Raw genomic sequence first — 23,285 nt, forward strand, 5'->3', positions numbered from 1 at the left:
CATTTGCAAAATTCAACGAAGTTTTTTATTGGAAGTTTTTGCTTCACCATGTAGATACTTTAGCATAAGTTCTTGTAATGTGGGTCAATATGCCAATTCCCACAAGTCACTCATCACATAACCAAAACGATTGCATTATGAAGGTAAAATTTCAAGCCGTAACCAATACGGGTTTGATCCGGCTTCTGGTTTCATTCTTCCTCTTAACAATTCTTACAGCAGCAAATGCGCAAACAGTTACCGGCACTGTGCTGGATGAGGAAAACAATCCCGTGAACGGAGCAACGGTTGCAGTAAAAGGTACAAACAAAGCAACTGTTACAAACGCCAGCGGTAATTTCAGTATTGCTGCTGCAGGTACAGATGTACTGGTGTTTAGCTCTATCGGGTTTTTAAAATTGGAAGTTCCCGTCAACGGCAGAGCTACTGTTTCTGTTACGCTGGCCAAGAGCGAAACAAGCATGGAAGAAGTAGTAGTGATAGCGCTGGGCGAAAAACGTGCTGCAAAAAAGCTGGGTTATTCCACAACCTCTGTTAATGCAGACGAACTTGTAAGACAGCGAACAACCAACATAGGTGAATCGCTTGTAGGTAAGGTTGCCGGTTTAAATATAACCCCTCCCGCTGCAGGTGCAGGTGCCAGTAACCAAATTCGCTTGCGTGGACAGGTTGGTTTTGCCGGAGCAAACAATGCTCCCTTGTTAGTTATTAATGGTTTGCCTATGGATCAGGGCGTACGAAATGCCGAAGGTGCCGGTCAGCAACGTGACCGTGGCGATAACCTGGCAAACATTAATCCTGATGACATTGAAAGCATGACGGTGTTGAAAGGAGCTGCTGCCGCCGCACTGTATGGTTCAAGAGCTGCAGCCGGTGCCATCATCATTACAACAAAGTCTGGTTCAAAAAACCAGGGTATAGGTGTTGATTTTACATCGAGTTATACATCATCGCAGGCCTTAAACTTCATGGACGAAATTGTACAAACTGAATATGGCCAGGGACAGGGAGGTAACAAGTTTACAACTGCTGCACAAATACAGGGTAATGGTCAATGGGGATGGGGCGCCAAATTAGATGGACAGCCAACTATGAATTTTGATGGACAAATGCGTCCATACTCTGCATATCCTCACCAGCTTTTCGATTTCCTGCAAACCGGAACAAACCTCACCAATACGCTTGGCTTATCTGGTGGCGGCACCAACGGAAGTTTCAGATCTTCTATTTCAACCACGAGTGCAAAAGGTATTGTGCCCAGTAATGAATACAAAAGAAGAATTTTCAACATGGGCGTTAATCAAACAATTGCAAAAAAACTCAAGCTACAGTTGAATGTAAACTATACAGATGAGGATTATATTAATCCGCCGCAGATCGGCACACAGGGCGATGGTGCTGTAAACTTCTTTACACGTATGCCCGTTTCTGTTCCACTGGACGCTTATCGTACCAGTGCAAAAGATCCTGCAACGGGAGCAGAATGGAGAACAAACGGTTTCCAGGGTACGATTAACAATCCCTATTTCGCATTACAAAATGGTCAAAAATATAAGGAAGACAGAAACCGTTTTCTTGGAACTGCCACTTTACGCTACGACATTAATGATTGGCTGTATGCACAAGGCCGGTTTAACTACGACCGTGGCGATAATTTTGCTGAATGGTTTACACTAAACGGTACAGGCGCCAACACTGTAATTGCGACCACTACCCCTACTGTTACTTACAGAGGCGGTTATAATTTAAACCAAACTACTACAACCGATATTAATGCCGACTTTCTTGTTGGTACCAGCAACCAGTTTGGAAAATTTTCGGTTGATGCGGCCTTTGGTGGAAACACTTTAAGATCGGAATGGAAAAATATGGTTCAAACAGCTACAAACTTTACTGTTCCTAATCTTTATTCTTACAGGAATGGTACAGTAAAAGGCGCAGGCGATGGATTTAACTACAGCCAGCAACGTGTTAACTCGCTGTATGGATGGGTTGAATTAGGATACAATGGATTGTTGTTCATCAATGGTACTGCCAGAAACGATTGGTTTTCGATCCTCAATCCTGAGAACAACAGTAAATTTTATTCATCTGTGTCAGGTAGTTTTGTTTTCTCACAATTATTGAAGAATGTTAACTGGCTTTCTTTCGGTAAGTTAAGAGCTTCATGGGCGCAGGTAGGCAGTGTGGCATCAGTAAATCCTTATGATGGTGTGTTAACCTACGGGCTTGGTGCAAACCTGTTCAACGGTCAAACGCTGGCAAGCATTAATGGCGCAAGTGCACCTAATCCATTATTGCAACCGTTTACAGTAACCGAAAAAGAAATTGGTCTTGAATTAAGATTATTTCAAAACAGGTTATTGATGGATGTTGCAGCATTTGAAAAAATAACTACTGACCAGATCATAGATGTAAATCTTTCCAGCACATCCGGATATAATACGTCAAAACAAAACAGAGCTTCATTAAAGAACAGCGGTTTTGAAACGTTGGTTGAATACAAAGCCATTCAGCAAAAAGATTTCAGTTGGACCACTTCATGGAACAATGCATACCTCAATACAAAAGTGTTAAACGTTGGTAACCCAAGTGGCACCATTCTCCTGCTTTATTTCAACGGAACCGGTAATGAGTTTCTTGGAGAGATCAGGTATACCGAAGGTTTAGGCATGAACCAATTGTACACAAGAACATTCAGAAGAAATGCAAATGGCGACATTCTTGTTGGTAACGATGGTCGTCCTCTTCCATCAAATACAAATCCAAAAGGTATTACTGGTGGTTTTAACCCGGTAGGCAGTGCCATTCCAAAATTCACCGGTGGATGGAACAACTCGTTCACATACAAGAACCTGAGCCTGGGCATTAATATCGATTATAAATTCGGCGGAACAGTTTTAACTGCAACACTGTTGAACATGACACGACAAGGTCATAGCAAATTGTCTTTAATTGGTCGTGAAGGTGGTTATGTATTCCCTGGTGTAAATGTAAACACTGGTCAGCCTAACACCGTTTCAATCTCTGTTGCAGGTAACGGATTGCAGAATTATTGGACCGGTTACAGAAATGACCAGATTGGTGATCCATTTACATTCAAATCTGATTTCGTAAAACTCAGGAACATTTCTTTAGCTTATAATTTCACGAGTCTTATAAGTAAAGTGAACCTCTTGAAATTCGTAAAAGGATTATCACTATCTGCTTCCTGCCGTAATGTGGCAATACTTTACAAAGATTTGCCTGGTCTTGATCCTGAAGCGATTCAGTCATCAGGTGATATCAGAGCAGGTTATGAGAACTCTTCATTACCAACAACACGTAATTACAATCTTACTTTAAATGTTAAATTCTAACAACATGCTTAAACTATTTAAACGACTGATCCTTGTTATTTGCAGCGGCTGTTTACTTACAGCATGTGATAAGGATTTTGAAAAGATAAATACCAATCCCTATGCTGTAACTAATATTGACCCTGCTCTATTGTTTGCCGGTGCTCAGCGTACACATATCGGTACATGGAATGCAGAACACATCGTTGTACAGCATTTTGTGGTTCCTTATAACACGGGTGCCAACCAGGGTTTTAGTTTTAATGTGGATATTGACGGTAACAGCAACCCTAAATGGGATCAATCTTATTCAGGTGGTTCAAACGGTAATGCACCACCTGTAAAAAATCTTACCCAGGCATTGAATATTTTGGGTGCAAACACACCCCGTGTTAACTTAAGAAGCATGATCCGTATCTGGAAGGCGCAGGTTTTTATGGGCCTTGTTGATGACTATGGTGATGTTCCCTACTCAGAGGCCGGTAAGGCAGTTTCCGATGCGTTGTTTTTTCCAAAATATGATGATGACGGAGCCATATATGAGGATCTGTACAAAGAGTTGAAAGAATCAATCGCTGCATTAAGCACCAGTGGTGAATATATCTCTGCTGATCTTTTCTATGGTGCAAATGCACAGCCATCAACCAAAACTACCAATGCATCAGACCAAGCCACGAAATGGAAAAAATTAGGTAATTCATTGTTATTACGACTGGGAATGCGGTATAGTAAACTTGATCCAACAAAAGCTGCGAACATTGTAGCAGAAGCATTTGCCGGTGGCGTGATGACATCAAACGCAGATAATGCATTTGTAAAAAATGATGGAACAGCTTTTTCGCAACCTGACAATGCAGCATTACGTAACTTCTCTCAATTCAACTATGCAGCAGAGCCGTTTGTAAATCAATTGAAGGTAACCAACGATCCAAGAGGTAAGTTCCTGATTGCACAATATCCGGACCCCGGTGCTATTGCGAACAATCTTTCACCTGATATGGTTTTAGCAAATCAATATGGCGTACCAATTGGAGTTACCAGTGATCAAATATTAGCTGCAGGAAGTCCGTATAGAGGTGCCAGGGGATCAGGACTTAATTATTCGCAGTTCAATGTAAATATCGTTGCTGCTCCGGGTGTTCCAGAGTTCTGGGTTACCTATGCGCAAACATCGTTATTGTTGGCAGAAGCAGCTAAGCGAGGTTGGATACCGGGTGGTGATGCGCAAGCCAAGATCTATTACGATAATGCGATTGCAGCTGATATGGCATCGTATTCTCTTTACACCGGCACTACTCCTATTTCAGGAGCAGATGTTACTGCCTATCTAAATGATCCGAATGTAGCTTATAATTCTGCCGATGCATTGAGGTTGATCAACACACAATACTGGATCGTTAATATCAGAAACGGAACAGAAGCATTTGCAAATTTCAGAAGAAGTGGGTTTCCTGCTTTAACACCCAATCCTGTTGCAGGTGCTCTTGGTACTGTGGGTTTTGCAAGGAGGCTTTCATATCCTGATCTTGAAGCATCTTCCAATACGGCGAACTATAACGCCGGTGCTGCGGCTATTGGTGGAGATAAATTATCATCCAGAGTATTTTGGGATAAGTTATAACATTGAACAGGTGTAGTGAAGCGTTCATTTGATGATTGAGTCAATAGTCGACACTTTTTAAACTGCGATCAAAAAGAGTTGAAAAAATTAAGACTGAAATAATTTATTGCAAACAGATAAAGTAACATCAAACTTGCATAGCAATTTATCGTTAGAAATAGACCTTTTGTATCTACAAAGGGTCTTTTCCATACAGCGTAATTATAATGAGTGAAATTTTGAATATGATAAAAGAGAAACAGATCATTGGGTATCAGTTTTCGGATGAAGGAAGTGAAACATTTTTTTCCTACAATCCGGCAACGTCATTGAATAATGAGTATGCTTTTTCAAAAGCTGCTTCTGCTGAAGTTGATAAAGCTGTTGAAAAAGCAGCAGCAGCTTTTCAGCAATACTATAAGAAAAGTGGCGAAGAGAAAGCTGTTTTTCTGGAAACGATTGCAGCAGAAATCATCAATGCTGGCGATACATTGATTACTGTTTGCAGCAGCGAAACCGGTTTGCCTCAGGCACGCATAGAAGGTGAAAGAGGAAGAACGGTGAATCAACTAAAAATGTTTGCTGCTTTGCTGAGAGAAGGTTCATGGGTTGATGCACGAATTGAAACAGCAATACCTGATCGCATTCCTTTACCTAAACCAGATATACGCTATATGCACATTGCTATTGGAACGGTGGTTGTTTTTGGTGCAAGCAATTTCCCATTAGCATTTTCAGTTGCAGGTGGCGATACTGCATCTGCATTGGCAGCAGGTTGTCCCGTTATTGTAAAGGCACATAGCGCTCACCCTGCTACATCTGCAATTGTTGGCAAAGCCATACAAACTGCAGCACGCAAAACCAATATGCCCGATGGTGTTTTTTCGTTGCTCTATGGCGATGGCACTACAACAGGCATACAGTTAGTAAAACATCCACATGTAAAAGCAGTTGGCTTCACCGGTTCGTATAGAGCAGGCAAAGCATTGTATGATGCTGCTGTAAGCCGGCCTGAACCAATACCTGTTTACGCAGAAATGGGAAGCAGTAACCCTGTTTTTATTTTGCCCAACGCAATGAAAGAAAAAGGAGCAGCTATTGCAGCAGCCTATTCCGGATCTGTAACAATGGGTGTTGGACAGTTTTGTACGAACCCGGGTATTTTATTTTATCATGCCAATGAAGATGATTCTTTCAAAAACAATTTGAAGACAGAGTTTGAAAAAACAAATGCCGGTGTTATGCTCACTCCTTTAATGTTCAAATCATACAAAGAAGCGGTGAAGCAGCATTTGCAAGTGAATGGTGTGGAGCAGTTGGCTGTTGGTGCTATCACAACAAACAACAACGGAAATAATATTGCAACACCGGTACTTTTCTCAACAAACAGCGAAACTTTTAAGAACAGTCCTTCTTTAAGCGAAGAAATTTTTGGACCGGCAAGCATTACTGTTACTACTGCCGGTAAAAATGAAATGCTGGAGATCGCTACAAAACTTTCGGGCCATTTAACTGCAACGATTCACGGAACAGAAGATGAGTTGGATGATTATAAAGAACTCATCAATATTCTTGAACAAAAAGTTGGACGGCTTGTAATAAACGGATTCCCTACGGGTGTAGAAGTATGCAGCGCAATGGTACATGGTGGGCCATTTCCATCAACTACCGATAGTAAGTCTACATCAGTTGGTACAGCAGCGATCTATCGTTTCACGAGACCGGTTTGCTATCAGAATATGCCTGATTCATTACTGCCCCTAGAATTAAAGAATAAAAATACATTGATGATTTGGCGGTTGATTAATGGAGAAAGGACAAATAAAGATTTAAATTAGCCCTCGAGGCAACCATGAAAATTATAAATCAAGGAAGATGAGTACACATTTAAGAAGTCACGATTGGTTTGGTAAAAAAAATAAAGACGGGATCATTTACCGCAGCTGGATGAAAAACCAGGGAATGCCTACCGATATGTTTGATGGCCGGCCGGTGATCGGTATTTGCAATACGTTCAGTGAACTCACACCTTGCAATGCACATTTTCGGGATCATGCAGAAGCTGTAAAACGTGGTGTGTTGGAAGCAGGCGGATTTCCGTTGGAGTTTCCAATCATGAGTTTGGGCGAAACATTGTTGAAACCAACAGCCATGTTATTTCGCAATCTGGCTGCCATGGATGCAGAAGAAAGTATTCGAGGCAATCCGATCGATGGCGTAGTGTTATTAACGGGTTGTGATAAAACAACACCATCAACAGTGATGGGCGCAGCGAGTGTGGGATTACCAACCATTGTTGTCCCAGGTGGACCAATGCTGAATGGACGTTATAAAGGACAAACCATCGGCAGTGGTACACATGTGTGGAAGTTTGATGAAGACATGAAGACGGGTAAAATGAGTCAGGAAGAAGTTGAATATGCAGAGAGTTGCATGAGCCGTAGTATTGGTCATTGTATGACCATGGGTACTGCAAGCACGATGGCGGTAATGGTTGAATCGTTAGGGTTAACATTGAGCGGTGCGTCAGCAATACCTGCAGCTGACAGCAGAAAAAAAGTAATGGCACAATTGAGTGGACGACGAATTGTGGAAATGGTGAAAGAAAATTTAACGATCGATAAAATATTAACGAGAGAAGCATTTGAAAACTCGATTAAGGTAAATGCTGCGGTTGGTGGTTCATCAAATTTTATTATTCATCTCACAGCTATTGCAGGAAGAATTGGTGTTGAATTAAACCTGGAAGATTTCGATACACTTGGCAGCAAGATTCCTTTGCTGTTAAACCTGATGCCTTCAGGATCTTACTTGATGGAAGATTTTTATTATGCAGGCGGGTTGCCGGTTATCTTAAATGAATTGAAAAAGGAACTGCATCAAAATGTGATCACTGTTACAGGAAAAAATCATCACGAAAACATCGCTGGAAATACAGAGTGTTACAACGAAGATGTCATTGCAAAATATGAAGCGCCTATAAAACCGGAAGCAGGTTGTGTTGTGGTAAAAGGGAACCTCGCAACAAACGGTGCGGTCATTAAACCATCAGCAGCTACGCCTGCATTAATGAAACATACCGGTCGTGCAGTGGTATTTGAAAGTATTGAAGATTACAATGCACGCATTGATGATCCGGAATTGGATATTGATGAAACCTGTGTAATGGTATTGAAATATGTTGGTCCTGTCGGTTACCCGGGCATGCCCGAAGTTGGCAACATGGCCTTGCCGAAAAAAATATTAGAGAAAGGAATTAAAGATATGGTGCGCATTAGCGATGGCCGCATGAGTGGCACTGCTTATGGCACTGCGGTATTGCATGTATCACCTGAAAGTGCAATTGGAGGTGCATTGGCATTGGTACAGAATGGCGATATGATTGAACTTGATGTCGAAAAAAGATTATTGCAATTGCATGTAAGCGATGAAGAGTTGGCCATACGAAAAGAAGCATGGCTGGCACCAAAACCTGCAGCTACCCGTGGTTATGTAAGTATGTATATTAAACATGTGATGGGCGCTGACAAAGGTGCTGATCTTGATTTTTTACAGGGCAGTTCGGGGAGTGTGGTAACGAGAGATTCGCATTGATAATAGAAACACAGATGACGCTGATGCTAATGATAAAAACGGATTATTAAAAAAATATGAAGCTATATAAATCAATATTCACTATTGCAGTAATTGTCATGCTTTCGTGCAGTAATGAAGAGAAACAAACTATGAGTGAATATAAGACAACGGGAACAGTTGAACGAATCGACTCTGCACTTGATTCAATTATTGATCCAGATGCAGTTGCTGAGATCATTGCCGAAGGTTTTAAATGGAGCGAAGGAACGTTATGGATCGAAAAAGAAAACATGTTGTTGTTCTCTGATGTGCCAAACAATATAGTTTACAAATGGACAGAAGCAAATGGAAAAGAAGTGTATCTCACTCCATCCGGTTATACCGACACTGTGAAGCGTAAGGGTGAAACCGGAAGTAACGGTTTGTTGTTAGACGCAAATGGGAATCTTGTTTTATGTCAGCATGGTAACAGACAAATGGCAAGAATGGATGCACCACTTAATCAACCCGCTGCGAAATTTATTACACTTGCAGACAAATATCAAGGCAAACGTTTGAGCAGTCCGAACGATGCAGTGTATAACAAAGCTGGTGAATTATTCTTTACTGATCCACCTTATGGATTGGAATCACAAAATGATAAAGATCCCAAAAAAGAAATTCCATTCAACGGTGTATATAAAGTAAAAACAAATGGTGAAATCATTTTATTAGTCGATAGTATTCCACGTCCTAATGGCATTGCTTTTCTTCCTGGTGAAAAGCAAATCATCATTGCCAGCTCCGATTGGAAAAATCCAAATTGGCTTATCTATGATGTGAAAGGCGATACATTAACCAATGGCCGGTTATTCTATAACAATATAGCAGCAGCCAAAGGACAGCCCGGTTCACCAGATGGATTGAAAGTAGATAGTAAAGGAAATGTATTTGCTACAGGTCCCGGTGGTATCTGGATATTCAACAAAGAAGGAAAAGTATTGGGCAAATTAAAACTCGATCAACCAACTTCAAACTGTGCATTAAGTCCCGATGAAAAAACATTGTACATCAGCAATAATATGCAGGTGTTGCGTTTTAAAATGAGAAAATAAATTGTACGCCATCGTGAAGAAATTTTTAGTCCTCATTTTCTTAACTACATCCATTGCATGTGCAGCACAGGATTCACTTTATAAACTTGGGCCTGATTCACAACGAAAAGATGGCGTACCAAAAGGAAGCGTTACAAAACATGAATGGCAAAGCAAGCTTTATAATAATTTTCGTGAATATTACATTTATGTGCCTGCACAATACGATGCTTCGAAACCGGCAGCATTAATGGTTTTTCAGGACGGACATAGTTATGTAAATGATTCAGGTGATTTTCGTGTTCCGATTGTTTATGACAATTTAATTCAGCAAAAGAAATTGCCTGTTACGATTTGTTTGTTTGTAAACCCTGGGCATAATACAAAAGACTATCCGCAAAACAGGTATGCATCAAGAAACCGTGCAGATGAATATGATGTACTGGATGATCGTTATGCAACGATGCTGATGGATGAACTTATTCCTGAACTGAAAAAGAAATATAATATCAGCAACGATCCAAAGATGCATGGCATTGGTGGTTTATCAAGCGGCGCAATCTGTGCATTTACAGCTGCATGGGAACATCCGGAATACTTCAGCAAAGTATTGAGTCATATCGGGAGCTATACAAATATCCGTGGAGGAAATAATTATCCATCGATCATCCGTAAACATAAAAAGAAGGACATTAAGATCTTTATGCAGGATGGCACCAATGATCTCGATAATGAACATGGCAACTGGTGGCTGGCTAATCTGGAAATGGAATCGGCATTAAAGTTCAAAGGCTACGAATTTAAGTTTGAAAAAGGATCAGGCACACATAGCGGAAAACATGGCGGGAGTATATTGCCTGCATCATTGATCTGGCTATGGAGCGATGTCACAAATAAATAAACAGATAATCATATAACATGAAATTATTCAAGACCAAAGCAGGCGTTGTTATTGAACAGGCCGATCAGTTTTTTTTAGTTGCAGATACAAGTTGGAATGAGTTTATTAATAATGACAACGTATTTGAAAACGCAAAAGCACTTACTTCTACATTAGCTGCTGGTGATAAAACATTAATTAACGAAGTGCTGCCTCCAATGGGAAGCGAGCAGGAATTGTGGGCCTGTGGTGTAACTTACTATCGCAGTATGGTTGGCCGACAGGAAGAAAGCAAAGCAGCAGGTGGTGCCGATTTTTACAGTAAGGTATATGAAGCCGAACGACCTGAATGTTTTTTTAAAAGTTCATTTCACCGTGTAGTAGGTCATAAAGATTTTGTACGCATTCGCAAAGACAGTACATGGGATGTACCGGAACCTGAGTTAACATTAGTAGTTACATCATCCGGTAAGATCATTGGTTATACAGTGGGTAACGATATGAGCAGCCGTAGTATTGAAGGCGAAAATCCTTTGTACCTGCCACAGGCAAAAACATATGATGGCTGTGCAGCAGTTGGTCCATGTGTTTATATCACAAATGAACACCTCTCGCCCGAAACAACGATTCATCTTTCTATAAAAAGAAATGCTGCCGTAGTATTTGAAGGAACGATCGCTATCAGCCAAATGAAACGCACGCCACAGGAACTGGTTTCGTTTATTTATCGTGAAAGCAGTTTTCCCCATGGCTGTTTAATCATGACAGGTACAGGCATTGTACCGGGCAGTGATTTCACCTTGCAAAGCGCCGATGAAATAAAAATTTCCATTGAGGGTATTGGTGACTTAGTGAATACTGTTAAGTAAACAGTCTACGATCATTTAAAAACAACTTCAATTGAAAAAGCTAAAATATTTTTTGTTTGCTTTACCTGTTACGCTCATCAGTTTCGCCTATATGAAAAAAGTGAATCATGGCCCTGCTGCCGATAAAACATTAAAAGATATTTATAAAGATGCATTCTTAATAGGTACTGCTGTTACACCACAAATCACATCAGGTGCCGACAAAGCTTCGCAGGATATCGTTATAAAACACTTCAATACCATTACTGTTGAAAATGTAATGAAAGCTGCATTGATCAATCCGGAGCCAGGTGTTTTTAATTTCAAACCTGCCGATGATTTTGTTGCTTTTGGAGAAAACCATAAAATGTTCATCATAGGCCACACATTAGTTTGGCATAACCAATGCCCGGCATGGTTTTTCACAAATGCAAATGGAAAACCAAATACAAAAGAAGAACAGATCGAACGACTGCGAAGTCATATTCAAACTGTTGCCGGAAGGTATGCAGGGCGTGTGCATGCATGGGATGTAGTGAATGAAGTGATGGGTGAAGATGGAAATTACCGGCCAACAACATGGGTGAATGCGTTTGGCAACGGAGATACCTTAGTAAAGTACGCATTTAAATTTGCTGCACAATATGCACCCAATACAGAATTGTATTATAACGATTTTAATGCATGGCGACCTGCAAAGAGAGATGGCATTGTACGTTTGGTAAAGATGTTACAAAAAGAAGGCATTCGTATTGATGGTGTTGGCATGCAAGGTCATTGGGGTTTGAATTATCCTAAAACAAAATATATTGAAGAGGCAATTGATGCATATGCAGCTTGTAATGTAAAGGTGATGATCACAGAACTGGATGTTGATGTGCTTCCGTTAACAAAAGAAGGACAGATCATTGGCCAGGGCATGGCTGATAAACAATTTCAACTGGAAGAGTTCAAAACTTTCTTAGACCCTTATCAAAAAGGATTACCCGATAGTATAGAAAATTTATTGACCAACCGCTATAAAGAACTCTTCGGTATCTTTTATAAACGAAAAGATAAAATTGACCGGGTTACGTTGTGGGGTGTACACGATGGCATGAATTGGAAAAACGATTATCCTGTACCGGGGCGAACAAATTATCCATTGCTATGGACGAGACAACGACAACCTAAGCCGGCTTTACAAGCCGTAATGGCTGTTCCGGAAAATTATCGGGTTAAATAACGATCTTACCATTCATGCAGCTACTCATTATACTATTCGCCATTATTCTACAGGTGTTCTTAACTGTAAAAAAGATCAACCCTTTTTTATCATTATTAATCGTTGCTATTACCGCCGGATTATTATTAGGTATGCCGCCGGGTCAACTGGTGAAATCAATTGAGAAAGGAGTTGGCAGTACATTAGGTGGGTTGGCATTAATTCTTTGCCTTGGTGCCGTACTCGGAAAGATATTAGAAGCTAGTGGTGCTGCAGAAAAGATCGCTACTACATTGATCAGAAAATTTGGAGAGAAGAATATACAATGGGCAGTATTGCTTACCGGTTTTTTGATTGGTATTCCACTTTATTACAATGCAGGGTTTGTGATTCTTGTGCCACTTGTGTTTATGCTGGCGAGAAAAACCGGGTTACCGTTGTTGTACATCGCTATTCCAATGGCTGCGGCACTAAGTACAACACATTGTTTTCTGCCGCCGCATCCCGGGCCTGTTGTGTTGGTGAATGCGTTTCATGCTGATATGGGTAAAGTGTTGGTCTATGGTATCATCATTGCTATACCTGCGGTAATTGTTGCAGGTCCTTTGTTAGGGAGAGTTGTGAAAGGAATTACTTCATCACAAACGAATTTATTCTCCCCTGTTGATACGGAGTTGAAAGAACTACCGGCTGCATTGCCAAGTTTTTTAATTGCATTACTTCCTGTTTTATTGATCTCACTTGCCGTGATCGCACAAAATTTTCTGGCAGATGGATTTGTAAAAACGACTTTCCTGTTCATTGGCGAATCAACCATTGCTTTATTGATAGCAGTGCTTTTAGCTTTCTACTTCTTTGGTATTCGTAAGAATATTCCAATGGATAAATTAATGAAATGGTTAGGTGATGGGATTTCAGGTATAGCTATGATCTTACTCATTATTACTGCAGGAGGTGTATTTAAACAGGTATTGCAGGATAGTGGCACCGGCGATTATATTGCATCATTCAGCAGCAAATGGCAAATGCCTCCGTTGATCTTTGCATGGGTCATTACAGCATTGTTACGTGTAACCATCGGTTCAGCAACTGTTGCAGGCATTACGGCTGCGGGGATTGTTGCTCCGTTAGTAACAACCGGTGTTGCTTCACCTGAATTAATGGTGTTGGCGGTTGGCAGTGGCAGTGTGTTTGGTTCGCATATCAACGATTCAGGTTTCTGGATGTATAAAGAATTCTTTCAACTTTCTCTTAAACAAACCTTTTTATCGTGGACGGTGATGGAGACTCTTATTTCTATTTTGGGATTGATAGGAGTTCTGCTATTAAACTATTTTATTTAATGATTCAAATGTTCAAATCGTTTGCAAGCCTTCTACTACCTGCCTGATCTTCTTCAATACTTCAATAATTTCTTCTTCAGTTGTAAAGCGGCCCAAACTAAACCGTATAGAACCAATCGCCACTTCATCTTTCAAACCCATTGCTTTTAATACATGCGATGGTTCTGCCGACGCTGAAGTACATGCAGATCCTGATGATACCGCTACATGTTTACTAAGCTGGCCAATGAGTTGCGCAGCACCATTGAAATCAAATGAAACATTTGCAACATGCGGAAGTAAAAAGTTTTTGTCGCCATTAAGCCTGGTACACCCAAGCTCCAACAACCCATTCAGCAATTGATCACGCAGTTGCTCAATTCGTAAGCGATCAGTTTGCATATCCAACAAACAAATGTCACATGCTTTGCCAAGCCCAACAATACCGGGCACATTCAATGTGCCGCTTCGCAACCCTTTTTCATGACCACCGCCATACTGAAGCGGACTTAATTTTACTCTTGGATTTTTCCTGCGCACATACAAAGCACCCACTCCTTTCGGACCATAAAATTTATGTGCCGATAAGGCCAACAGATCAATATCATCTTTCAACACATCAACCGGAATTTTTCCAACTGCCTGTGTGGCATCGCTGAAAAACAGCACGCCGGTTTTTTTTGCAATGGCTGTCATTTCTTTTATCGGAAACAAAACACCCGTTTCGTTATTGGCATACATCGCTGCAATCAGTATCGTATCAGCTTGTATGTTTTTTTCAAGCAGAGGCAGATCGGGCAATCCATTTGCATCAACAGGAAGATAGGTTACTGTTGCGCCCTGTTTTTCTAAATAAGCACAAGTATCCAACACGGCTTTGTGTTCCGTTTGGTAGGTAATAATATGTTTGCCCTTCGATTGATAGGTTTCATAAACACCCCGCAATGCAAGATTAACAGCTTCGGTCGCTCCGGAAGTGAAGATCAGTTCTGAGGGGTCAGACCCTATCAGCTTTGCAACTCTCTCCCGACCTATCGTAACAGCTTCTTCCGCCACCCACCCATACGCATGCGTTCGGCTGGCTGCATTTCCAAATCGGCTGGTAAAATAGGGCAACATTTCTTCCATCACCCTTGTGTCACAGGGAGTTGTGGCATTATAATCGAGATAGATGGGGTATTGCATACTTCTAAGACCTGCAAATTAGAACATAAATAGAACCATTCGCATGGTCGTTCGGCTCTTGCAGGCACATTCTTGCCGAATTCAAACCCTTTTTTAACATCCTTACTAAAAGCATCGGCCTACCTTTGCATTGCTCTCACTAACCAACAGGCTATACTACAAAACACTTAGTTCCAGAACAACTCTGCTGCCTGAGATACTATTTTTCACATTAAATCGTTACCGGCTATGAGTTTGGTGAAAGCGAAACTTTTATTATTTTTAAAAATCCAACATCCGTTAAACCAATTAACTATGAAACTATTTCGTACCAACCTGCTGTATATTGCTATTACAGCATTCATCATATTACAAATACCAATTGCTATTGCCGGTAACAGCCCCGATGCCGGAACACTCACACATTATATAAATGAAGTGGAGGAAGCCGCAAAGGTTGAACTGAATGCAGAAGAAATGATCGCTGCAAAGGCCGACAGCATTTACGATACACTTCATCTTTTACAGGCAGGTTTGCAGGAAGAAGCATTTGAACTGGCATATGAAGGCTATTATAAACTTTTGGAACAAGGCAAAATGTCGAAAAAGGATGTGTTAACCATTGCCGATTTCTCGAAACCATCTTCTGAAGAGCGTTTGTTTGTGATTGATATGGAAAAAGGAAAGATCCTCTTTCAAACATTGGTTGCACATGGCCGAAAGAGCGGGCTAATTTATGCAACTGAATTTTCTAACAAACCTGAATCAAATAAGAGCAGCCTTGGTTTTTATCTCACCATGCAACCTTATTACGGTGGAAAAGGATATGCATTGAGGTTACAGGGTTTAGAAAAAGGAATTAATGATAATGCATTTGAACGGGCTATTGTTTTGCATGGTTCAGACTATGTAACAAGTCAGTTTGCTAACAGCAATGGTTATTTAGGTCGCAGCCTTGGTTGCCCTGCTGTACCAACAAAACAAACAAAGGCTATCATTAACAGTATTAAAAACGGAAGTCTTTTATTTATCTATCATCCAACAGAAGAATACAAAACAAAATCAACGATACTGAACAGTTAATTCTGTTCCATCTTTTTAACCAATTGAGATTCGAGTTCCTGATGATGAAAAGCCCTGGCATTCCTGCCGGGGTTTTTAATGTACGATCATCCATGCAACAAGCTGAATGACGATGCCGGTAATAAGACCGGTATAAATTTCAAAAGATTTATGATCACTTACGACCAAACGGCTGCTGCATGTAACACCGGCAACAAGCACAGCTGCCAATAATGAAAAGACATCATCTAATTTATTGGCAAAAAGCAATAACACAAAGAATGCAACCATGCCACCAACACCCATGGCATGCATACTCACCTTCATGTAATTATTAATGATGAGTGAAGCACAGGAAGCAACAAATGCACTTAACAAAAATGCACGCAACTCTGTTGGGTCGCCTAATTGTTTGGATACATAATATGTCCAGAAGAAAAAAGTAATGCAGGCAACGTATGGAATAATGCGGTCTTTCTGTGTTGGCAATTGAATGGACTGAATAAAGCCAAGACCTTTCAACAGTAACACAGTTACGATCGGTAAAAAAATACTTGTACCAAAAACCCGCAAAAAATAAATGATCCTTGTTTCAGGATCAACACCAAGAAACACATGATTGTTTTGGTATAAAAGATACAGCACCACCCAGCCAATAATAAAAAGCGGGTGAAATAAATACGAAAAGATCAATGCAGGAATTCTAAATGCAGCCGGATATTTTTCAGGAGTTGTATCCAGGCTTCCTTCTTCATTAATCACCAAATGTTCCGTCATACTCATAATTGTTTACGTAACCTGGCCACAGGTATATTCAACTGTTCCCTGTATTTTGCCACGGTTCTGCGTGCAATATTATAGCCTTTTTCCTGAAGGAGTTCAGTTAAACGTTCATCGCTCAATGGTTTTCGTTTTTCTTCAGCATCTACCATATCAAAGAGTATCTTTTTCACTTCACGGGTAGATACTTCTTCACCGCTCTCTGTACTTAGCGATTCACTAAAGAAGAATTTCAATCGATACGTGCCGAATTCTGTTTGCACAAACTTACTGTTGGCTACACGGCTCACCGTTGAAATATCCAATCCGGTTTTTTCGGCAATGTCTTTCAGGATCATTGGTCGCAGGTTGGTTTCATCCCCTGTAAGGAAAAACTCTTCCTGGTGGCGCATGATGGAAGTCATGGTATGCAGCAATGTGTTTTGCCTTTGCTTTATAGCATCAATAAACCATTTTGCTGCATCAATTTTTTGTTTAATGAAAAGAACTGCTTCTTTTTGACGTTTATCTCTTTTGCTGCCCTTATCATATTCCTTCAGCATGTCACGGTAACCTTCGCTGATTCGCAGATCAGGTGCATTACGGGAGTTTAATGTGAGCTCAAGTTTACCCCCGTTATTCAGTATAAAGAAATCGGGAACAATGTATGTCTCTGCTTTATTTACTGATCCAACATTACCGCCTGGCTTGGGGTTTAGTTTAACGATCTGCTGAATGATTGCTCTTAATTGCTCATCATCCAAAGTAAGACTGCGTTGAATTTTTTCGTAATGCTTTTTTGTAAACTCATCAAAATACTTCTCCAGTATTGTAATAGCCTGCTCTATATCCTTGGATGTATTTGTTTTTTGTTTGTGCCGCAACTGAATGAGCAAACATTCCTGAAGATCTCTTGCACAAATACCAGGTGGGTCGAAATGCTGAATGATCTCAATTACTTCTTCTACATCTGCTTCCGAAGCATCAATATTTTGTCTGAATGCAAGGTCGTTTACAATAGCACTGTTTTCCCTGCGCAGGTAACCATCATCGTCAATACTACCAACAACCTGCTCAGCTATTACCTTCCGCTTATCATCCAGTTTCAACATACCTAACTGCTGAAGCAGGAGTTCATAAAAACTTGTCTCCAGTTTTACCGGTGTGGTTTTATGCTCTTCCTGTTCACCATAATTATCATCCCGCATACGGTAATCAGCAATATCATCATCGCCTTCATTTACATATTCATGAATATCGATATTATCGTATTCGTCTTCGCCCCCATCCAGATCATATTCCTCCTCATCAGATGTATCAAATTCATCTTTCACTTCACCGGTATCCTGGTCATCATTTTCTTCGTTCGATTGTTCCAATGCGGGGTTCTCTTCCAGCTCCTCTTTAATCCGTTCTTCCAGATTAGCCGTAGGTACCTGCAGCAACTTCATTAATTGAATTTGCTGGGGCGATAACTTTTGCAGTAATTTTTGATGTAGTCCCTGACTCAGTGCCATTTTCTCAATACATTTATACTTTACAATGCAATTGCAAGCCGCTAAAATATTAAAAAAACAGACAGGAATGAGAAATTGGAACAATTTTTGCGGAATGCTGACAATCCTGCTTTTGATCACAGCCTCAACAAAAGCCCAACAAGCTGATTCTGTGAAAGTTAAAAAAGAGACGGCCCAAATAATTCATTCTCCCATTTTTAACAAATACAACCTTCTCCAGCCATTGCCGGTCAATTCTTCAAAAAAAATTTCTACAAATCTTGGTAATCCTTTCGCCCATTGGGGATTTATGTGCATTGGCGAATACAAGCTGGAACAAAAGACGGGCATCCCTTTAAAAGTTCGCCTTGGTTCGCTTGATTACGTAAATAAACTGGAAGGGAAACAGTAAGATCGTTACTGCACAATATTCTCTTTCATAAACTGCAAATGATTTTGCACTGCACGCACATCTGCAAAACTATACGCATCGCCCAGGGCAATTTTATGAGCTGTGTTTGACTCTTCAGGAAACAATTCGATCCTGTTTAAAATGGTTTGGAGTTTTTCGACAGTTAATAACTGCTCCACTTTTACTGTACCGGCTTTGATGAGATCAACTAAATGACCTTCGATTGTGCCCTCTGTCAATTTACGAGTTGCTGCTATTTCTTTAATTGTTTTCCCTTCGTTAAACAAATGAAGCGTTACAGATTTTGTGTCCTCTTTTGGTTCGGTTGATTTTTCTTTACGCTCACGCTTTGGGCTATCTTTCTTTGCTTCGATATTTGTTTCAAGACCGTGTTCTTCGCAATAGCCCATCACCATTTCTATTATTTCATCACCATACTTATCGGCTTTGGCCTTGCCAAATCCTGAAAGTAATTGAAGATGCGTTTTTGAGAAAGGCAGATAAGTGCAGATCTCCTGCAAGCTGTTACTGTTAGCCAACAAATAAATAGGCATATTCTGTTCATCGCAAATACGGTCACGCCATGTCTTTAACCGGAAATACAAATCAGGATGATTGATGCCGACAACAGTTTGCTTTTTATTGGCAGCATAACTGGTAATATTTACACGAGGTGTAACAAGATTAAGTTTGTGCCTCAAATGATCAGTGATTGAGAACGGTTGTAATCCAGATTTCAAAAAATAGATCTCGGTGTGCAATGCCGTAAACAAAGTATTCAATTGTTCATTTACTTCGTCTGCAGCTGTTTTATGTTCGGTAATGAGTGGGTGCTGCTTTAACTGTTGTTGCAATTCTTCAAAACGTGGAATAAAATAATTCACGGCATCTTTTACACGCTGCTGCAACTGGCTGTTTGTTTCAACAACCGGTTGTTCTTTAAGCAATTGATTGATCTGGAGTAAAAACTTTCTCGCCACAGATTGTTCCTGTTGAAATTGAAATTGCATGTTACCGATCCATTCTTCTGCTCCCTCATTCAATTCAAATTTATGTTTGCTTGCAACCTGCATCAACAGTTTTAACGCCAATGCTGTTTGTTGAAATGTAAATAATTCTTCCAGTAATTGTTGTGAGAAGGCTTTTCGTGCTTCTTCAAATCGTTGGGGCAAAGAACCTTTTGGCGACAATGCTTTTTGCCCATCAACTACCTGCTGATTACTGAAGATCACATTGGGTTGAATTTTTGACAACAACACAATTCCTTCTAAACTGGTGCAACGGCTTAATGCAACGTAAACCTGTCCACTGGTGAATGAAAGACCGGCATCGATCATTACTTTTTCAAATGTTAAGCCCTGACTTTTATGAATAGTAATGGCCCAAGCCAATCGCAATGGATATTGTTCGAATGTTCCCAACACATCCTGTTCAAGTTTTCCATCGGTGCGATTAAGTGTGTAACGTGAATGATCCCATGTTTCCTTTTGTACACGGATGTTTTCATTGCCACATCTTACAATCACTTCTTCATCACTTAATGAATGCACCACACCGATCTTTCCATTGAAGAAACGTTTGCTTAGAGTGTCATTTTTCAGAAACATCACCTGTGCACCTTCTCTCAACACCAACTCTGCATCGGCCGGATAACTATTCTCCGGGAACTCGCCATCAATTGCTGCTTTGTAAGTATAAGGTGGTGCTGTTAACCGTTGCAATTGCTGACGGTTAATTAATTCTGCCTGGTTATTGTGAGATGTGAGTGTAATGAATGTTTCATCACGATCGGGTTGAAAGCCGGGTTGATAACGTTCATTCAATATTTCCAGATCATCCGCATCAAGCTGATTGTTACGCACCTTGTTCAGCAAGCGAACAAACTGTTCTTCTTTTTGTCGGTAGATCGTTGTGAGTTCGATCAGCAAAGGCATTTGTTCCTGTATGGCTTTACTGTCGAAAAAGAAAGTAGAATTATAATATTCCTGCAACACAGCCCATTCATGATTTTGTGCAACGGGCGGCAACTGAAACAAGTCACCGATTAACAATAGTTGCACGCCACCAAACGGAAGTTCATATTGGTAGCGAACACTTCTTAAAATTGTATCGATAGCATCCATTACATCGCAACGCACCATACTCACTTCATCAATAATAAGCACTTCCATTTTGCGAAGCAACTGTAAACGTTGTTTGTTATAACGAATCTTCGAAAGCAATTCCTGCTTACCTGCATTGGTTGGCAGCAAAGGATGCAAAGGCAATTGAAACAAACTGTGTAACGTAACACCTCCTGCATTGATCGCAGCCACACCTGTGGGTGCAGCAACAATAGTATTCTTCGCAGTATGTTCTTTCAGATATTTAAGGAAAGTTGTTTTGCCTGTTCCGGCCTTACCGGTAAGGAACACGCTTTCCTGCGTTTCGGTAACAAACCGATACGCTAATTCAAACCTTTCGTTGCGTTCCACAGATTGCATAAATGATAAATTAATAGATAAGACGCTGGTAATCGATTGCCGTGCCGCCAAAGTTAATGATCAAACATAACTTCAATCTTTCAATCAATTCATGTCTTTTCCACCGAGCATTAAAATTTCACTTACCTGCACTTCAGTGATGTATTTCTTATTTCCGTCTTTATCGTTATAACTGCGGTTGATGAGTTTACCCTCAATCATCACCTCCTTTCCTTTCGACAAATACTTTTCAGCGATCTCGGCTACCTTACCCCAGGCCACAAGTGTGTGCCATTGTGTTTCGGTGATCTTTTCGCCTTTAGCATTGCGATAGCTTTCACTGGTGGCAACGTTAAAGCGTGCCATTTTCTTTCCGCTTTCCAATGTTCTTACTTCAGGTGCATTACCGAGGTTACCGATCAATTGCACTTTGTTTTTTAATGCGTACATAAGTTTGAAATTTGCCGCCCGTAGTTTGTACAGGCGAGGTTTAAAAATTTGTTATCTCAATCAGCGGTACTAGCTTTCCCGTTGACAACACAAAGATGCCCTGCTGCAAAAACGATAGTCGGTTGTTAACCGTTTCTTCCCGAAGCTAAACGTGTAAAAACGTTTGCACACGGATAAATTCGTTGTATCTTATCCGCCAAAAGCATTGCTATGACTGCATCTGACAATAAAACCTGTCTCGCCTGCGGCAAAACACTAAAAGGGAGAGTTGATAAGAAATTCTGTGATGATTACTGCCGTAATAATTACAATAACCAGCAAAAAGCAAAAGGAAGTCACAGCAGTTTTGTACGCAACATCAACAATACTTTATTAAAGAACAGGAAGATATTGGAAAGCCTTTTGCCTGATGCTGAGGAAACCGCCAAAGCCAATAAAGACAAACTGCAAAGGCTGGGTTTTCACTTTAAATACATCACACATCTCTACACAACAAAAACAGGCAAGACCTATTTCTATTGTTACGATTACGGTTACCTGCCGTTGGAACATGATTGGTTCCTGATCGTAAAAAAGAAAGAAGAATAAGATTATGATTTAATGGCCGACCCTCTGATCAATAACTCAGGCGTAAGTACCCGTTTTTCAAAATCCTTTACCGGCCGTTTACTTTCTACCAACTGTAACAAAAGTTCCGTAGCAGCTCTTCCCATTTCTTCTGCCGGCTGACGAATCACTGTCAACGGCGGATCAACCAACTCAGCAATATCAGAATTTGAAAATCCGATCAATGCCATGTCTTTTGGAATATCCAATCCACGGCGTTTGAGTGTCTTCACACAGCCGGTTGTTAATTTATCACTGGTAGTAATTACTGCATCGGGCTTTTGTTTCAACGTAAGCAGCTTGTTCATGGCTTCTTCCACTTCCGAAAAAACCATACCTCCGTAAAAACAATGTTGCACATATTCTTTGCTGTAGGAAATGTTATGCGCTTTCAATGCATCATGGTAACCGGCCAAACGTTCTGCTGTAATCGATAAAAACTCAGAACCTGCCAATGCAGCAATACGTTTAAACCCTTGCTTGATAAAATGCTCAGTAGCATCATAAGCACCACGGTAATTATCAACAATTACTTTATGCGTATCAATATCGTCATGAATGCGATCGAACAGCACAATCGGCATGCCACGTGCATGCAATGCTTTGATATGCGTAAGATCAGTTGTTTCAGTTGATAAAGAAATGATCACCCCATCAACTGAACGTGATGCAAGGAACTGGAGATCGATCACTTCACGTTCGTATGACTCCCGACTTTGCGAAACAATAACATTATAACCTCTGTCATATGCGATCGATTCAATTCCATTGATCACCTGTGAGAAAAACGTATTGGCAATTTCACACACCACCACACCAATGGAGCGGCTACGCTTTTCTTTCAAACTTAAGGCAATGGGATTGGGCCGGTAATTGAGTTTCTCTGCGCATTCCAAAACCAGTTGTTTGGTTTCGGCACTGATCTCATGACTGTCACGCAAGGCCCTCGATACAGTTGATGTGGAAAGGCCCAATGCTTTAGCAATATCTTTTATCGTTACAGCTTCAAACTTCATATAATCAATCTTACGGT

At 40.6% G+C, this 23,285-nt stretch carries 18 protein-coding genes; 12 read left to right on the top strand and 6 right to left on the bottom strand.

Annotation, left to right across the window (positions count from 1 at the left end; translation table 11 throughout):
* The first annotated feature begins 137 nt into the window (after positions 1–137).
* The 9 genes from H4075_RS19520 (at position 138) to H4075_RS19560 (ending at position 13,862) form a co-directional block, all read left to right on the top strand.
* Entirely contained in the window at positions 138–3,359 is a 3,222-nt protein-coding gene (locus H4075_RS19520; protein ID WP_182802495.1) for a SusC/RagA family TonB-linked outer membrane protein, read from the top strand.
* A gap of 4 nt (positions 3,360–3,363) precedes the next feature.
* Complete coding sequence (locus tag H4075_RS19525; protein ID WP_182802496.1) at positions 3,364–4,959, top strand: SusD/RagB family nutrient-binding outer membrane lipoprotein; 1,596 nt, start codon at positions 3,364–3,366, stop codon at positions 4,957–4,959.
* 224 nt (positions 4,960–5,183) lie between these two features.
* A complete protein-coding gene (locus H4075_RS19530) occupies positions 5,184–6,776 on the top strand; it encodes an aldehyde dehydrogenase (NADP(+)) (RefSeq protein ID WP_182802497.1) in 1,593 nt (530 codons plus the stop codon).
* Positions 6,777–6,813: 37 nt separating this feature from the next.
* Entirely contained in the window at positions 6,814–8,532 is a 1,719-nt protein-coding gene (locus H4075_RS19535) for an IlvD/Edd family dehydratase (RefSeq protein ID WP_182802498.1), read from the top strand.
* Positions 8,533–8,588: 56 nt separating this feature from the next.
* Entirely contained in the window at positions 8,589–9,608 is a 1,020-nt protein-coding gene (locus H4075_RS19540; RefSeq protein WP_220494793.1) for an SMP-30/gluconolactonase/LRE family protein, read from the top strand.
* Positions 9,609–9,621: 13 nt separating this feature from the next.
* The gene (locus H4075_RS19545; protein WP_220494795.1) at positions 9,622–10,488 is read left to right on the top strand and encodes an alpha/beta hydrolase; all 867 of its coding nucleotides are present in this window, start codon (positions 9,622–9,624) and stop codon (positions 10,486–10,488) included.
* A gap of 17 nt (positions 10,489–10,505) precedes the next feature.
* Positions 10,506–11,336, top strand: a complete 831-nt coding sequence (locus H4075_RS19550) for a fumarylacetoacetate hydrolase family protein (RefSeq protein WP_182802499.1) — start codon at positions 10,506–10,508, stop codon at positions 11,334–11,336.
* Between the two features lie 31 nt (positions 11,337–11,367).
* On the top strand, positions 11,368–12,540 hold the full coding sequence (locus H4075_RS19555) for an endo-1,4-beta-xylanase (protein WP_220494796.1): 1,173 nt from the start codon (positions 11,368–11,370) through the stop codon (positions 12,538–12,540).
* A gap of 14 nt (positions 12,541–12,554) precedes the next feature.
* On the top strand, positions 12,555–13,862 hold the full coding sequence (locus H4075_RS19560) for a gluconate:H+ symporter (protein WP_182802500.1): 1,308 nt from the start codon (positions 12,555–12,557) through the stop codon (positions 13,860–13,862).
* Positions 13,863–13,874: 12 nt separating this feature from the next.
* Here H4075_RS19560 and H4075_RS19565 read toward each other — a convergent pair whose 3' ends face one another.
* The gene (locus H4075_RS19565) at positions 13,875–15,026 is read right to left on the bottom strand and encodes a cysteine desulfurase family protein (protein ID WP_182802501.1); all 1,152 of its coding nucleotides are present in this window, start codon (positions 15,024–15,026) and stop codon (positions 13,875–13,877) included.
* 294 nt (positions 15,027–15,320) lie between these two features.
* Here H4075_RS19565 and H4075_RS19570 point away from each other — a divergent pair, with 294 nt between their 5' ends.
* Positions 15,321–16,088, top strand: a complete 768-nt coding sequence (locus H4075_RS19570) for a murein L,D-transpeptidase catalytic domain family protein (RefSeq protein WP_220494798.1) — start codon at positions 15,321–15,323, stop codon at positions 16,086–16,088.
* 75 nt (positions 16,089–16,163) lie between these two features.
* Here the strand turns inward: H4075_RS19570 and H4075_RS19575 are convergent, their stop codons facing one another.
* Both H4075_RS19575 and rpoN read right to left on the bottom strand, forming a co-directional pair.
* On the bottom strand, positions 16,164–16,844 hold the full coding sequence (locus H4075_RS19575; protein WP_182802502.1) for a hypothetical protein: 681 nt from the start codon (positions 16,842–16,844) through the stop codon (positions 16,164–16,166).
* Positions 16,845–16,846: 2 nt separating this feature from the next.
* A complete protein-coding gene (rpoN, locus tag H4075_RS19580; RefSeq protein ID WP_182802503.1) occupies positions 16,847–18,343 on the bottom strand; it encodes an RNA polymerase factor sigma-54 in 1,497 nt (498 codons plus the stop codon).
* Between the two features lie 25 nt (positions 18,344–18,368).
* Between rpoN and H4075_RS19585 the strand changes: the two genes are divergently transcribed.
* A complete protein-coding gene (locus H4075_RS19585) occupies positions 18,369–18,734 on the top strand; it encodes a hypothetical protein (protein ID WP_182802504.1) in 366 nt (121 codons plus the stop codon).
* A 5-nt stretch (positions 18,735–18,739) separates the two neighbouring features.
* Here H4075_RS19585 and H4075_RS19590 read toward each other — a convergent pair whose 3' ends face one another.
* Positions 18,740–21,217, bottom strand: a complete 2,478-nt coding sequence (locus H4075_RS19590) for a helix-turn-helix domain-containing protein (protein ID WP_182802505.1) — start codon at positions 21,215–21,217, stop codon at positions 18,740–18,742.
* An 84-nt stretch (positions 21,218–21,301) separates the two neighbouring features.
* Positions 21,302–21,646, bottom strand: coding sequence for a single-stranded DNA-binding protein (locus H4075_RS19595; protein WP_182802506.1), 345 nt, complete (start codon positions 21,644–21,646; stop codon positions 21,302–21,304).
* Between the two features lie 210 nt (positions 21,647–21,856).
* Between H4075_RS19595 and H4075_RS19600 the strand changes: the two genes are divergently transcribed.
* Positions 21,857–22,234 (top strand): hypothetical protein, encoded by a 378-nt coding sequence (locus tag H4075_RS19600; protein ID WP_182802507.1) that lies wholly within the window; start codon positions 21,857–21,859, stop codon positions 22,232–22,234.
* A 2-nt stretch (positions 22,235–22,236) separates the two neighbouring features.
* Here the strand turns inward: H4075_RS19600 and H4075_RS19605 are convergent, their stop codons facing one another.
* Entirely contained in the window at positions 22,237–23,268 is a 1,032-nt protein-coding gene (locus H4075_RS19605; RefSeq protein ID WP_182802508.1) for a LacI family DNA-binding transcriptional regulator, read from the bottom strand.
* Between the last annotated feature and the right edge of the window lie 17 nt (positions 23,269–23,285).

This window comes from Lacibacter sediminis, assembly GCF_014168535.1.
Lineage (GTDB): Bacteria > Bacteroidota > Bacteroidia > Chitinophagales > Chitinophagaceae > Lacibacter > Lacibacter sediminis.

Excerpts from the sequence above, each read along its gene's own strand:
- H4075_RS19535 (WP_182802498.1), top strand. The coding sequence starts at position 6,814 with ATGAGTACACATTTAAGAAGTCACGATTGGTTTGGTAAAAAAAATAAA.
- H4075_RS19530 (WP_182802497.1), top strand. The coding sequence starts at position 5,184 with ATGATAAAAGAGAAACAGATCATTGGGTATCAGTTTTCGGATGAAGGA.
- H4075_RS19560 (WP_182802500.1), top strand. The coding sequence starts at position 12,555 with ATGCAGCTACTCATTATACTATTCGCCATTATTCTACAGGTGTTCTTA.
- H4075_RS19585 (WP_182802504.1), top strand. The coding sequence starts at position 18,369 with ATGCAATTGCAAGCCGCTAAAATATTAAAAAAACAGACAGGAATGAGA.
- H4075_RS19540 (WP_220494793.1), top strand. The coding sequence starts at position 8,589 with ATGAAGCTATATAAATCAATATTCACTATTGCAGTAATTGTCATGCTT.
- H4075_RS19550 (WP_182802499.1), top strand. The coding sequence starts at position 10,506 with ATGAAATTATTCAAGACCAAAGCAGGCGTTGTTATTGAACAGGCCGAT.
- H4075_RS19595 (WP_182802506.1), bottom strand. The coding sequence starts at position 21,646 with ATGTACGCATTAAAAAACAAAGTGCAATTGATCGGTAACCTCGGTAAT.
- H4075_RS19575 (WP_182802502.1), bottom strand. The coding sequence starts at position 16,844 with ATGACGGAACATTTGGTGATTAATGAAGAAGGAAGCCTGGATACAACT.
- H4075_RS19600 (WP_182802507.1), top strand. The coding sequence starts at position 21,857 with ATGACTGCATCTGACAATAAAACCTGTCTCGCCTGCGGCAAAACACTA.
- rpoN (WP_182802503.1), bottom strand. The coding sequence starts at position 18,343 with ATGGCACTGAGTCAGGGACTACATCAAAAATTACTGCAAAAGTTATCG.
- H4075_RS19605 (WP_182802508.1), bottom strand. The coding sequence starts at position 23,268 with ATGAAGTTTGAAGCTGTAACGATAAAAGATATTGCTAAAGCATTGGGC.
- H4075_RS19525 (WP_182802496.1), top strand. The coding sequence starts at position 3,364 with ATGCTTAAACTATTTAAACGACTGATCCTTGTTATTTGCAGCGGCTGT.
- H4075_RS19590 (WP_182802505.1), bottom strand. The coding sequence starts at position 21,217 with ATGCAATCTGTGGAACGCAACGAAAGGTTTGAATTAGCGTATCGGTTT.
- H4075_RS19565 (WP_182802501.1), bottom strand. The coding sequence starts at position 15,026 with ATGCAATACCCCATCTATCTCGATTATAATGCCACAACTCCCTGTGAC.
- H4075_RS19520 (WP_182802495.1), top strand. The coding sequence starts at position 138 with ATGAAGGTAAAATTTCAAGCCGTAACCAATACGGGTTTGATCCGGCTT.
- H4075_RS19570 (WP_220494798.1), top strand. The coding sequence starts at position 15,321 with ATGAAACTATTTCGTACCAACCTGCTGTATATTGCTATTACAGCATTC.